Origin of the sequence: Caballeronia sp. dw_276 (assembly GCF_018449635.1) — a bacterium.
Taxonomy (GTDB): Bacteria; Pseudomonadota; Gammaproteobacteria; order Burkholderiales; family Burkholderiaceae; genus Caballeronia.
On record NZ_JAAVUV010000016.1, the window covers coordinates 138000 to 151068 of the forward strand.

13 protein-coding genes are annotated in these 13069 nt (G+C 59.3%); 11 read left to right on the forward strand and 2 right to left on the reverse strand.

Translation table 11 applies throughout. The features are described from left to right. Positions 1–107: 107 nt before the first annotated feature. Positions 108–1223, reverse strand: a complete 1116-nt coding sequence (locus HB633_RS27690; RefSeq protein ID WP_213781357.1) for an acyltransferase — start codon at positions 1221–1223, stop codon at positions 108–110. A 335-nt stretch (positions 1224–1558) separates the two neighbouring features. On the opposite strand from HB633_RS27690, the gene HB633_RS27695 reads away from it, so the two are divergent. The 9 genes from HB633_RS27695 to HB633_RS27735 all read left to right on the forward strand — a co-directional run bounded on the left by HB633_RS27695 (position 1559) and on the right by HB633_RS27735 (position 10807). Continuing rightward, on the forward strand, positions 1559–2254 hold the full coding sequence (locus tag HB633_RS27695; protein WP_255581210.1) for a GntR family transcriptional regulator: 696 nt from the start codon (positions 1559–1561) through the stop codon (positions 2252–2254). Positions 2255–2292: 38 nt separating this feature from the next. After that, entirely contained in the window at positions 2293–3564 is a 1272-nt protein-coding gene (gene mtnK / locus HB633_RS27700) for an S-methyl-5-thioribose kinase (RefSeq protein ID WP_213781359.1), read from the forward strand. Between the two features lie 15 nt (positions 3565–3579). Continuing rightward, entirely contained in the window at positions 3580–4659 is a 1080-nt protein-coding gene (mtnA, locus tag HB633_RS27705) for an S-methyl-5-thioribose-1-phosphate isomerase (RefSeq protein WP_213781360.1), read from the forward strand. Next, complete coding sequence (locus tag HB633_RS27710) at positions 4656–5318, forward strand: class II aldolase/adducin family protein (RefSeq protein ID WP_213781361.1); 663 nt, start codon at positions 4656–4658, stop codon at positions 5316–5318. The genes mtnA and HB633_RS27710 overlap by 4 nt, the downstream gene beginning before the upstream one ends. A 76-nt stretch (positions 5319–5394) precedes the next feature. Next, the gene (locus tag HB633_RS27715; RefSeq protein ID WP_213781362.1) at positions 5395–6498 is read left to right on the forward strand and encodes a substrate-binding domain-containing protein; all 1104 of its coding nucleotides are present in this window, start codon (positions 5395–5397) and stop codon (positions 6496–6498) included. Between the two features lie 76 nt (positions 6499–6574). Continuing rightward, positions 6575–8128 (forward strand): sugar ABC transporter ATP-binding protein, encoded by a 1554-nt coding sequence (locus HB633_RS27720; protein WP_213781363.1) that lies wholly within the window; start codon positions 6575–6577, stop codon positions 8126–8128. Continuing rightward, positions 8125–9126 carry an ABC transporter permease gene (locus HB633_RS27725; RefSeq protein WP_213781364.1) on the forward strand — a complete coding sequence of 334 codons (1002 nt, stop codon included), beginning with the start codon at positions 8125–8127 and terminating at the stop codon, positions 9124–9126. Before HB633_RS27720 ends, HB633_RS27725 begins: the two co-directional genes overlap by 4 nt. A gap of 31 nt (positions 9127–9157) precedes the next feature. Next, complete coding sequence (locus tag HB633_RS27730; RefSeq protein ID WP_213781365.1) at positions 9158–10168, forward strand: dihydroxyacetone kinase subunit DhaK; 1011 nt, start codon at positions 9158–9160, stop codon at positions 10166–10168. A 12-nt stretch (positions 10169–10180) separates the two neighbouring features. Further along, entirely contained in the window at positions 10181–10807 is a 627-nt protein-coding gene (locus HB633_RS27735; protein ID WP_213781366.1) for a DAK2 domain-containing protein, read from the forward strand. Between the two features lie 115 nt (positions 10808–10922). Here HB633_RS27735 and HB633_RS27740 read toward each other — a convergent pair whose 3' ends face one another. Then, a complete protein-coding gene (locus HB633_RS27740) occupies positions 10923–11162 on the reverse strand; it encodes a hypothetical protein (RefSeq protein ID WP_213781367.1) in 240 nt (79 codons plus the stop codon). Positions 11163–11209: 47 nt separating this feature from the next. On the opposite strand from HB633_RS27740, the gene HB633_RS27745 reads away from it, so the two are divergent. Next, positions 11210–11653 (forward strand): DUF2231 domain-containing protein, encoded by a 444-nt coding sequence (locus HB633_RS27745; protein ID WP_213781368.1) that lies wholly within the window; start codon positions 11210–11212, stop codon positions 11651–11653. Then, on the forward strand, positions 11646–12965 hold the full coding sequence (locus tag HB633_RS27750; RefSeq protein WP_213781369.1) for a PQQ-dependent sugar dehydrogenase: 1320 nt from the start codon (positions 11646–11648) through the stop codon (positions 12963–12965). The genes HB633_RS27745 and HB633_RS27750 overlap by 8 nt, the downstream gene beginning before the upstream one ends. Positions 12966–13069: the final 104 nt, after the last annotated feature.

Consider the following 13069-nt stretch of genomic DNA (forward strand, 5'->3'; position numbering starts at 1 on the left):
GGACCAGCATTGAGCGGGTGCGGGCGATTTTATGTTGGCTCGATTCTCAGCCATTTCGGTATTCAAGCTCTGCGCGATTGGTCACATACATTGTGGGATCTTTTTGCTCACATCATTGTTTTGGTCGGATCTGTGAGCCGCACGCGATTATTGAGATTAAACAGTGCAAAAAAGATCTTTTTGCCGCCACGTTCCACGACGAAATGAAGCGCGGTTCCGATTATGACGAGGATCAACACCGGCAAGAGGTACTTTCCAAGTGCACCGGCCCGTCCGAGATAATGATCCGAAAAAGCCGACAGTTTCGTCAGATAAGACCATAGCACGACGTGGCCAAGGTAGATCGAATAGGAGATCTGCCCAAGATAATGAGCCACCGGATTGCCGAACGTCATATTCGCGATTTTCGACGCGCTGTGGCAAGAAATAATCAGCATGAAAAGCGAAAAATATATCGCGAGGTCGTTTTCATTGAATGCCACGAATAGACCGCAGGCGAGTATTGCGAAAACAAAGAAGTAGTTGCTGGCGAACATGCGTTGTAATGCAAGGTTCTGGCTCAACCTGAACGCAATCAGCCCGAAGGAGAACCCGGCGATGCATCGGAGAAGGGGAAACACAGTGTCGCCCTCCCACAGATCCAGGCCGGGAAAAGGGCTCGCGTGAGGCATCGCGAAGTACAAAAGAGAGATCAAGATTGCCGCGAACGCCGATGCAACGATTGCACGCGAAGTAATGGCGAGCGCAACCAGAATGGGGAAGAGAATATAAGCACAGAATTCAACGCTGATTGACCACGCCGGGCCAACAATGCTCTCACCGAAACCCCAGGTCTGAATCAGAAACACATTCGCGATGATGGACGGCAAGCTCTGTTCCGGTGTGAACGGGACGCCTTTCAAATAGTAACGGGCCGCCGCGATCATCAAAAGGAACACTGTCGCGCTGATGTAAAGCGGATAGATTCGCGCCAGCCGTTTCAGGATAAAGGTCCGATACATCGGGAACGTAGCTTGAAGCGTGACCGATTTTGAGTAGTTCATTGCAAGCACTATCCCGCTGAGCATGAAAAACAGGTCGACCGAAAGATAGCCCTTTGTCAGAAAGAAATACGGTTGCCCGGGCACTTTCGAATTTCCGAAATAGTGGTACAGGACGACCGTCAATGCGGCAATTCCCCGAATCCCCGTGAGCGGTCTGATCTCTGGCAGGTTTTTCTTCATTTATCTATCCGTGGCGTCGGCGGTCGGGAGGTTCGGTCCGGTATCTGCAATGGGCCGGCGAAGTGTGTCATCGGCAAAAAATTCGTAATGTGCGAAAGCGCACGGCGATGCACTGCGTCGCACAAAAACGGCCGCGTTTTCATGTTTGCGGCAGCCCTGAAACGCCGTATGCCCGCTTTCCAGGCCGGTTGTTGCGGCACGCGAATCCGTTTCGCGCGCTCCGGAATCCGCCAACCTAAATCAGGGTAAATCCCAGAAAAAACATCAGACGTCTGATGTATATTGCAAAAAAGTTTGAGAGAAAGGCTCCCATGCGCTTGAGCGTCGAACAATCGATGAGCGACAAGATCCAGGAATCACTGCTGGCCATGATTCGCGAAAAAGGCCTTAAACCAGGGGATCAGATCCCGACCGAGATCGAGTTGTGCGAGTTGCTGGGCGTCGGGCGGTCAAGCTTGCGTGAGGCCGTGGCGCAAATGATTTCCCATGGATTGCTGTCGCGTGTGCAGGGTCGCGGGACCTTCATCAGACAAATTTCGCTGAAACTGAAGGGCGGTCTGGATGATCTGATGTCCGTGACCGACATGATCAAGAGCGTTGGCGCCGTGCCGTCCACGAGCAGGTTGCAGATCGAGAACATCCCGGCATCGGAAAGCCTGGCGGAAAAACTGGCGTTAAAAGTGGGTGATCCATGCGTACGCATTGAACGCGTGCGGCGCGCCGACGACGCGATCGCGGCGTATTGCATCGATATCGTGCCAAGGGAAGTTTTCGATGCCGTCGGCAACGATCTCGGCGAGTCGCTGTTCGCCATGCTGGGGCGCACCGGACGCAGGCTGTCGCATACCCATACGTCCGTCCAGCCGACCATCCTCACGCCGCGCGACCTGCCTGAACTCGGCGATGGTTTCGGTCTGTTCCTGCTGCTGGACGAGGTCGATTTTGACCAGAGCGGCGACCCGCTTTGCTATAGCAACGACTACTACAACACGAGCATCTTCAAGTTCGACCTGGTCCGCAAACGTCATTGAGACGCTCGCGTGAAACCAGGAGACACGGAGGAGACATCATGGAATTCGAGGCATTGAATGCTTCCGAATTGACCGCTTACCTTCAGGGCATTCCTGCGGTGTATGCGTTGTTGGGCGAGCCGGCCGAGCTCGACATTGCGGAAGTGGGCGACGGCAACCTGAACTATGTCTACTTTGCAAGCAATGCGCGGGCGGCGGAAAAAAGCGTGGTGGTGAAACAGGCGCCGCCGTTTCTTCGGCTGGTAGGCAAGACCTGGCCGCTCGGACGCGAGCGCATGGAACGTGAGGTGGCCGCACTCAGGCGCTTTGGGTCGCTGTGTCCGCAGCATGTGCCGACGGTTTATCACGCGGACAGCCAGCTCTTCCTGATGGTGATGCAGCGGCTTGCGAGTCACCGGATCTTGCGGCAAGGGCTGATGGATGGCGTCGTGTATCCGAAACTCGCGGATCATCTGTCCACGTATCTGGCAAACACGCTCTTCTTCGGCTCGGACCTGTTTCTTGCAGCGGACATCAAGAAACAGGCGATGAGCGCGGCCGTAAACAGCGAGTTGTGCGGCATCACCGAAGATTTGGTTTTTACCTATCCGTTCGAGGACCATTCATCGAACGTCTACAGCCCGAAGTTGCCGAGGGCTGCTCTCGAACGTCTCAGACAGACCCCCGCATTGCGCGTGGCCGCAGCCGAGATGAAATGGGCGTTCATGAATCACGCCGAGACCTTGCTGCATGGCGACCTGCATACCGGGTCCATCATGGTCAACGCGGACGAGACCTATGTGATCGATCCCGAGTTCTCGTTCTACGGTCCCGTGGCCTTCGATATTGGCGCGGTGCTCGCCAATCTGCTGCTGGCCTATTTCTCGCGGGACTGGCATGGGCGGCTTGACGACGGACGACCTGAACCGTACCAGGCATGGCTGCTGGAACAGCTCAGCACCATCTGGACGGAGTTCGCCGCCAAGTTCCAGAAACTATGGCGCGAACATGAAGGCCGCAGCAAAAAGGCGTTTATTGGCGACGATCCTGATCGCGCATGCGCCGATGCCTTCAAGACGCGCTTCATGCAGCGCCTTTTCGCCGATACCCTTGGCTTCGCCGGATGCAAGATGATCCGCCGGATTGTGGGCATGGCGAAGGTCGCGGAAATCACGCACATTCCCGACGACGCGGCGCGCGCGGCTATCGAAGTCCGTTGTCTGCAATGCGCGGAGACGCTGCTGGTCGAGAGGCAATCCCTGAGCGATATCAGCCAAGTCGTTCGTCTGGCACAAGCGCTCCAGAGCGCCAACCATTCCAACAATCAATAATCACCCGGAGCACGCATGATTTCGGCGCCGCTGTTTTCGAGTCTTCCAGCGACCATCACGTGGGAAAACGACAGCCTGTCGATCCTCGACCAGACCCGTTTGCCTCGCGAAACCGTCATCGAAAACGTGACGACGGCCGAGCAGGTCTGGCGTGCAATCCATGAACTGCGGGTTCGCGGCGCGCCTGCAATCGGCGTGGCCGCGGCCTACGGTTTATGCGTTGCAATGCGCGCGTCCCTTCATCTGCCCATACACGAATTCCGGACCGAACTGGCGCGACAGGCCGCCTATATTGATAGTGCGCGTCCAACCGCGGTCAACCTGAGCTGGAGTCTGAAGCGCATGCTGCAGGCCGCGCACGCATCGGATGCAAGCGAATCTGCGGCGCTTTTGAACGCATTGATTGTAGAAGCCGTCGCGATCCACGCCGAAGATCAGGCGTTGTGCAATGGCATTGGCGAACATGGATTGCCGCTCATCACGGAGGGCTGCGGCGTGCTAACGCATTGCAATGCGGGCGCGCTCGCCACCACCGGTCTTGGCACGGCGACCGCGCCCATCTACAAGGCGCATGGCGAAGGACTGCAATTTCGCGTCTACGCCGATGAAACCCGTCCGCTTCTGCAAGGCGCGCGTCTGACTGCTTACGAGCTGCAGCAGGCGGGCGTCGATGTCACGCTGATCACCGACAGCATGGCTGCGTCGATCATGGCGCAAAAATTAGTCGATGTGGTGATCGTCGGCACCGATCGCGTAGCGGCAAATGGCGACTTCGCGAACAAGATTGGCACGCTTGGCCTTGCGATCGTCGCGCGTCATTTCAACATTCCGTTCTATGTTGCCTGTCCGTCGTCCACGCTCGATCTTCACACGGCGACCGGCCGCGACATCGTCATTGAAGAACGTCACGACGATGAAATCACGCATCTGTACGGCGAGCGTGTGGCACCGGCGAACATGAAGGTCCGCAATCCCGCCTTCGATGTCACCCCGAACCACCTCGTGACCGGTTTCATCACGGAGCGAGGCATCGTGCAAAAGCCCTTCGATATCAATCTCGCCGCGCTGTTCGCAATGGAAGGGGACGCAGCATGACCGAAGCGGCGCTGCGCACAGGCATAGTGGAAACAGCGCGCGAGATGGAGCGTCTCGGCATCAACCAGGGTACGTCGGGCAATGTGAGCGCGCGCTTCGACGACGGTTTCCTGGTCACGCCAAGCGGCATTCCTGCCGCGCGGCTGGAGCCGGCCTCGATCGTCTTCCTGCCGATGAACATAGACGCGGCGTCGCCATTGTTCGCGCAGTTGCGACCGTCGTCGGAATGGCGGATTCATCGCGATATCCTGCAGGCGCGGCCCGAGATCGGTGCGGTCGTTCACACGCATTCGAGCGCAGCCACGGCGCTCGCCATTCATTCGCGCGATATCCCCGCGCATCACTACATGGTGGCGGCCGCAGGCGGCAATTCCATCCGATGCGCGCCTTACGCAGCTTTCGGCAGCAAGGAACTATCCGATCTCGCGATGCATGCGCTTGAAGATCGCACGGCATGTCTGCTCGCGCATCACGGCGTGATTGCATTAGGAAGGGATCTGACGCGTGCGCTATGGCTCGCGCATGAGGTGGAAGTCCTGGCGAAGCAGTATCTGCTTGCATGCCAGTTGGGAACGCCGCCGGTTTTATCGGATGAACAGATGGAGGAGGTCGTGGAGAAATTCAAAAACTACGGACCACGAAGAACAGAGGATCACTGAACATTAATCTGATTCAGATGTCGTACCCGCAGCGCGCAACGCAACCGCCTTTATAACTTGAAAAATGGAGACAGTCATGGCCTGGAATTCAGGAAGATTTGACGCATGGAGCAAGCTGGGCGCACGTACTGGAACAGCGGTCTTATGCGCGGCAGCCGCGCTTTCCGGCTGTTCGAAGAGCGAATCGCCATCAACGACCACCGCCGCGAGCGATGCAAGCGCAAGCCCTGCCGCGGTCGCAAGCGCTGCGCCGGCGGCATCGGGTGGAAAGACCAAGGTCGGCTTTTCGGTTTCCACGCTCAACAACGCATTCTTTGTCGGTTTGAAGCTCGGCGTTGAAAAAGGTGCGAAGGATCAGGGCTTCGATCTGGTCCAGACAAACGCAAACGGCGACGCGCAGCAGCAGGTCAACGACGCCATCAACTTGTTGAGCCAGGGCGTGACCGCGCTGGTGCTCAATCCTATCGACTCGAAGGCGATCATCCCGGCGGTCGAGAAGGCAAACAGCATGGGCATTCCCGTGTTCACGCTGGATCGCGGCTCGGATGGCGGCAAGGTGACGTCGTTCGTGGCGTCGGACAACGTGGCGCTCGGCACGACCGCCGCGAAGTGGATCGCGGATCAACTGAAGACGCGGTACGGCTCGCCCAAGGGCAACGTGGTCGACCTGATCGGCTTGGTCGGCACGACTGCCGCGACCGATCGCGAGAAAGGTTTCTCCGATGAAATCGCCAAGTACCCCGACATCAAGGTCGTGGCTCGTCAGGAAGGCGCGTTCGACCAGGAGAAGTCGCTCAACGCCATGACCAACATCCTGCAAAAGTACCCGCAGATCGATGCAGTTTTCGGTGCAAACGACGACAACACCGTCGGCGCGGAAAAGGCCATCGACAACGCCAACCGGTACAAGCCGCTCGGCGACAAGGAACACATCATGGTGATCGGCGCCGACGGTACGGCGCAAGCGTTGTCCGCGATCCGTGCGGGCAAGCAGGACGCGACGATCTCGCAGAACCCGATCGAGATGGCGGCCAAGGCGCTGAGTTTTATCAAGGACTACACCGCGAAAAAGGACGTGCCCGCGAACTATGCGTGGCCGACCTTGTTGATCGACAAGTCGAATATCGATTCCGATACGACCAAGAAGTATGGTCTCTGGTCGCTGCAGGTCAGCCAGTAATCGTCGTCATTGACTGAGCGCATGCGTTGCGTTGCATTTTCGACGCAGCGCATGCCTTCGCAAGAGAGAGTCGATCATGAGTGCCGAAACGAGTTCGCCCGATCTTGCCGGCGGCGTGCAACAGGCGGCGGGCAGCAGCAACGCGCCGCTGTTGCGCATGGAGGGCATCGTCAAGAGCTTTCCCGGCGTGAAGGCGTTGCGGGGCGTCAGCCTGTCGCTGCAGGCGGGTCATGTCATGGCCATCGTCGGCGAGAACGGCGCTGGCAAGTCGTCGCTGATCAAGACCTTGTCGGGCGCGTATGAACCCGACGAGGGCCGCATCGAGATCAACGGCGTGCCGCTTGCACGTGGAACGAATGCAGCCATTGACGCGGGTGTGGCCGTGATTTATCAGGAGCTGTCCCTGATCAACGACATGACGGTCGCGGAGAATCTGTTCCTCGGGCGCATGCCGTCGCGCGGCGGTTTCGTGAAGCGCGGCGAAGCCAACGAACATGCGCGTCAGGCGCTTGCGCAAGTTGGACTAGATAACGTCTCGCCGTCCATGCGGTTGGGCGACTTGCCGTTGAACAAGCGGCAACTCGTGGAAGTCGCAAAAGCGGTGGCGCGCGACGCCCGCATTCTCGTCATGGATGAACCCACGGCCGCGCTGCAACGTGGCGATATCGCAAATCTGTACGCGGTGGTCCGACGGCTTCGCGCGGCCGGCATGGGGATCATTTTCATCTCGCATCATCTGGAAGAGGTGTTCGAGCTGGCCGACTCGGCCGTGGTCATGCGCGACGGCGCCACCGTCAGCTCGCGGCCGATGAACCAGTGGACGGAGCAGGAACTCGTGCAGGCCATGGTCGCGCGCAACCTCGATTCGTTTTATCCGTGGGAGGCGCGCGACTATGGGCCGGTCGTGCTCGAGGTGCGCGATCTGGCGAGTCCGCCGATCGTGCGGCACGCGAGCCTCAGCGTGAGGGCCGGCGAGATCGTGGGCATCGCGGGGATTGCGGGCGCGGGGCGCACTGAGTTGCTGAAAGCGATCTTCGGCGCGTTGCCCGTGACGAAGGGCGAGGTATTGATACGCGGCAAAAAGGTCAACATCAAATCGCCAACCGATGGCATCCGGCATGGACTCGTGTACACCGCCGAGGACCGCAAGCTCGAAGGCCTCGTGCTTGAAGCGAGTATCGAAGAGAACGTCGCGCTTTCGAGCCTGAAGGCGCTCGCGACTGGCGGCTTCACCAGCAACGCACGGAAACGCAAGCTCGCGCAGGAAGCAAGTACGCGCTTCGCGGTGCGCTCGCCATCGGTCATGCAGATCACGGGCAATCTGTCGGGCGGCAATCAGCAGAAGGTCATCCTCGGGCGCGCCACCGCAACCGAACCGGCCGTGATCATGCTCGACGAACCCACGCGCGGTATCGACGTAGGCGCGAAGACCGAGATCTATGCGCACATGGTGTCGATGGCGCGCGCCGGTGCGGCCGTCATCATGGTCAGCTCGGAATTGCCGGAGTTGCTCGGCATGTCCGACCGCGTGCTGGTGATGTACAGAGGCAGCATCGTCACGGAGATCGCGCGGGATAAAGCGGACTCCGAGACGGTGATTCAATGGGCTACGACAGGAGTAGGCGCATGACGTCGACAGCAGCAAAGCAGGCCGATCAGGAGGCGCTCTCGCGCCGTTTCGTCCGGCAATTACGCAGCGGTATCGGACCTTTGTTCGCGGCGCTCATTCTCATCTGCGTGGTGCTGTCGATTGCATCGCCTGAGTTTTTGACGACGAGCACGCTTACCAACATCATGGTGCAGGTCTCCGTGGTGGGCATCGCGGCGGTCGGCGGCACGTTCGTGATCATCACTTCGGGGATCGACCTGTCGGTCGGTTCGCTGGTCGCGCTGAGCGGCATGGTCGCAGCGACGGTCATGGCGGGATCGGTGCCGGGGAACATCGGACTGGGAATCGGCGGGTTGGCGGTCGCGCTTGCGGTTGGCGCATGCGTTGGCGCGTTGAACGGGCTCTCGGTGGCGTGGTTCAGGCTCGTGCCGTTCATTGTCACGCTGGCCATGATGGCGATGGCGCGCGGCCTCACGCTCGCTATCTCCGATGGCCGTACCAAGTTCGACTTCCCGAACGCGTTCACCGCATTCGGCGCGAAAACCGTGGCCGGTCTTCCGGCACCGATGATCGTGATGCTGGTCGTGTTTATTGTCGGGCATGTGCTGTTGCGCAAGACGACTTTCGGGCATCAGGTCTTCGCGGTCGGCGGCAACAAGGAAGCCGCGCGACTTGCCGGTATTCCCGTGCGGCGCGTGATCTTCCTGACGTACACGCTGGCCGGCGTGACGGCGGCGATTGCGGGCATCGTGCTCGCGGGGCGCCTGAATTCCGCGTTGCCTTCGGCGGCGAACGGACTCGAGCTTCAGGTCATTGCCGGCGTAGTGATCGGCGGCACGTCGCTTGCCGGCGGGCGCGGTTCGATCATCGGCACGTTCATTGGCGTGGTGTTGATCGGCGTGATCAACGTCGGGCTGTCGCTGCTCGGCGTCAATCCATTCTGGACACAATTCATTCAGGGCGGCGTCATCTTCGCCGCTGTCATGCTCGACGCGCTCAGCCAGCGCCGCAAGGTGTGAGCCATCGCAGTTTCCTTTCAAGGAGCATCACGTGAAAAAGATCATCAACCAGCCGGATCAATTCGTGGACGAAGTCATCGATGCGCTCTTGCTCGCGCATCCAGGATGGATCAAATCCGCGACCGCCGATAACCGTGCGCTCGTGCGCGCCGACGCGCCGAAGCAAGGACGCGTGGGCATTGTGACCGGCGGCGGATCAGGGCATATGCCTGGCTTCCTGGGTTACGTAGGCGAGGGTCTGTGCAGCGGCGTGGCGGTGGGCAACGTGTTTTCATCGCCGTCGTCGGAACAGATTTTCGAAGCGACGAAAGCCGTCGATGGCGGCGCCGGCGTGCTGTACGTATACGGCAACTATGGCGGCGATGTCTTCAACTTCGACCTCGCAGCGGATCTTGCGGAACCGGAAGGTATCGATATCAAGACCGTGCTGCTGACCGACGATGTAGCGTCGGCACCGAGTGCACGCAGCGCCGACCGCCGCGGCGTGGCGGGGATGGTGTTTGCGTTCAAGTGCGCGGGGGCATCGGCGGAACGCGGCGATTCGCTGGATGAAGTCGCGCGCATCACGGCGAAGGCCAACAACCAGTGCCGCACCATGGGCGTGGGGCTCTCGCCGACCATTCTTCCAGCTGCGGGCAAACCGACATTCACGCTGCCTGAAGGCGAGATGGAAATTGGTATCGGCATTCATGGCGAACCGGGCACGCATCGCGGTCCGCTCGAAACCGCCGATCAGATCGCAACGCGCCTGACTGGCGAGATTCTCGCAGACCTCAATGCGCCCAAAGGTTCGCGTGTCGCCGTGCTGATCAACGGGCTCGGCGCGACGCCGCTGGAAGAGCTGTATTTGTTGTATCGGCGCGCGGCGGCGATCATTGGCGGACAAGGGCTGACGATCGCGCGCTCGTACGTGGGCGAGTACGTGACGAGCCTCGAAATGGCGGGTGCGTCGATCACGATCATGCTCGTCGATGACGAACTCGAAGCGCTGCTCGCAGCGCCGGCGCGCTCGCCTTTCTTTCGCGAATGGTCGCAAGCCTGAACGGAGGATGACATGAGTATTTCTTCCACTGAACTGCGCGGCTTGCTTGCGCGTACGCTCGCCGTGCTGCCCGCGCATGCCGAGGAGCTGCGTGAGCTCGATGCCGCCCTCGGCGACGGCGATCTTGGCATTACCGTGCAAGCGGGGTCGGCGGCGGTCGTGAAGGCGCTTGCCGCTTTGCCTGAAGGGGCGAGCGTTGCTGAAGTGCTGCTTGCCGCGGGCAAGGCGTTTTCGACCGCAAATCCATCGACGTTCGCGGCGTTGATCGGCGGCGGATTGCTGGCGGCATCGAAGACGATGGCGGGTAAGGACGCGGTCGGCAAAGAGGAGGCGTTGGCTATCGGACGTGCGGTTGCGGGGCGCATTATCGAGCGTGGCAAGAGCCAGGTAGGCGATAAAACCGTGCTGGACGCGCTCGTTCCAAGTCTCGATATGCTGGAAAACACAGACGGCGATACCGATGCATTGCTTGCCGCGATGATCGCGACATCGCAGGAACGGGTGAAAGCGACGGCGGGATTGCAATCGCAAAAGGGACGCGCGGCGTGGGTGCAGGAGCGCAGTATCGGGCATGCAGATCCGGGCGCTACCGCGTATTCAAGGTTTCTAGAGGCGTTGCGAGAAGGGATGAAGGGTTAAGCCTTCAGAATGCCTGCATGCGTAGTATTCCCAGAAATACAGCCGATAGACTGTTATTCCTCAATACAGTCATGAAGCTGTATTTTGCCTTTCCCGAACGCCTATAAATAAAAACCTAAAGCGTCGGGCACGTGATGTGCGTCACGCAAGGGGCTCGTCCAACTGGAAAACGCTGCCCGCACGACACGCGCCCAAGCTTCGGATCGTTCTGGATCCCAACGCTTGCAAAACCCTTTCGATGAAGGCGTGCCTGATCTTCGACGGCCGCACGCCATTCGAGATTCAGTTGCGTGACGCGATGCCCGAGCGGTACGAGCCGGGAAAACGATGCACCGTGGATTCGAACGTCTATCACCGGTGCACCGTTTATCGCATCTTTACCTTCAGTAAGGGACTTAATCCATGACTCCGACCAGCCCGAGATATCGGTCAAGACTGGCGACATCACTCTTCGATCTTTTAAATCCCATCCCGTACGGAATGTTCGTCGGCACCCTGATTTTCGACATTATCTACGCCATAACAGAAAATATTTTCTGGGCAAAAGGCGCTGCATGGCTGGTAACCGTCGGACTCCTTTTCGCGATCATTCCGCGCTTCATCAATCTCGGCCACGTGTGGTTTGGATATCGCTATGTGGGTAAAAACCGCGAGAGACTCGCCTTCTGGCTAAACCTGCTCGGCATTATCGCGGCGATTTTGAATGCATTCGTTCATAGCCGCGATGCTTATGCTCAAGTACCGCTCAGCGTCATTCTTTCAGTCATTACAGTTGCGTTGCTGAGCTTTGGACAAGTCGTGCTTGCATTCGACAAGTTCGGTTTCAAGGAGACGACTCGTGAATAGATCCATCTTGACCAGCGTTATCGCGGTGTCCATTGCGGCTTTGTTCAGCGGATGCAACGAGAAAGCCCAATACGATTCGGAACATCAGGCCGGCGCCAACCCGCCATTGCCGAGCGTACAGAATTTCTTCACCCCGCCGATGCAAGTACCCAAGCACGTCGGCTGGCAAAACAACGAAACACCGAAAGTCGCGGACGGACTGAAGATCGAGAAGATCGCCTCAGGGCTCGAACATCCGCGGCAGGTGTATGGGCTTCCCAACGGCGACATCCTGGTAGCGGAATCGAGCAGTCCCGATGCCGAACCCGTGACCACGCCGAAGCAGCTTATTGCCGGCATGGTCCAGAGCCGTTCGGGCAAGGAAGCGAAGGGCGGCAACCGCATCACCTTGCTGAGAAAACGCACCGATGGCAGCGGCGAATGGGACAAGCATGTGTTCATCGACCATCTGCATTCGCCGTTCGGCATGCAACTGGTCGGCGACACGCTTTATGTGGCCGATACCGATGCCATCCTCAAGTTTCCGTACAAGCCCGGTGACACGGCCATTGCCACGCCCGGCGTGGAACTCACCGACCTGCCGGATCGCGTCAACCATCACTGGACCAAGGCGCTGCTCGCGAGCCCCGACGGCAAGAAGCTCTACGTTGGCGTGGGTTCGAACAGCAATGTCAGCGAAAACGGGCTCGACGTGGAGTACCGCCGTGCAAACGTGCTTGAAGTCGATATCACCACAGGCGCCAGCCGCATCTTTGCAGCGGGGATACGCAATCCGACCGGGCTGCAGTGGGAGCCGAAAACAGGGCAGCTCTGGACCGTCGCGAATGAACGCGATGAAATCGGCGCCGACCTTGTTCCGGACTACCTGACCTCGGTGAAGGACGGTGCTTTCTATGGCTGGCCGTATAGCTACTACGGGCAGCACGTGGACCGTCGTGTCCAGCCGCAGCGCCCGGACCTGGTCGCGAAAGCAATCCCGCCGGATTACGCGATCGGCTCACATGTCGCGCCGCTCGGCTTGCTGTTCTACACGGGCAACAACCTCCCGGCGCAGTTCAAAGGCGGGGCTTTCATTGGCGAACATGGCAGTTGGGATCGCTCGCCGCTGAGCGGCTATGCGGTGACGTACGTCGCGTTCGAGAATGGCAAACCTGTTGGCACGCCGAAGCCTGTTGTCACGGGTTTTGTGTCCGCCGATGAGAAGGAACTGTATGGTGCGCCGGTCGGGATGACGCAGGATCACGACGGCGCGCTGATCATCGCAGACGATGCCGGCAATACCGTCTGGCGCGTGACGAAGGCGGGAGCTTAGGCATTAAGTCTTCGGTGTCTCCGTCTCCGGTGTCTCCAATTGTTTATCGGAGACACCGGGTTTGATCGGATATTGAGTGCACGGCAAGACCGCTTCTCAAAGGC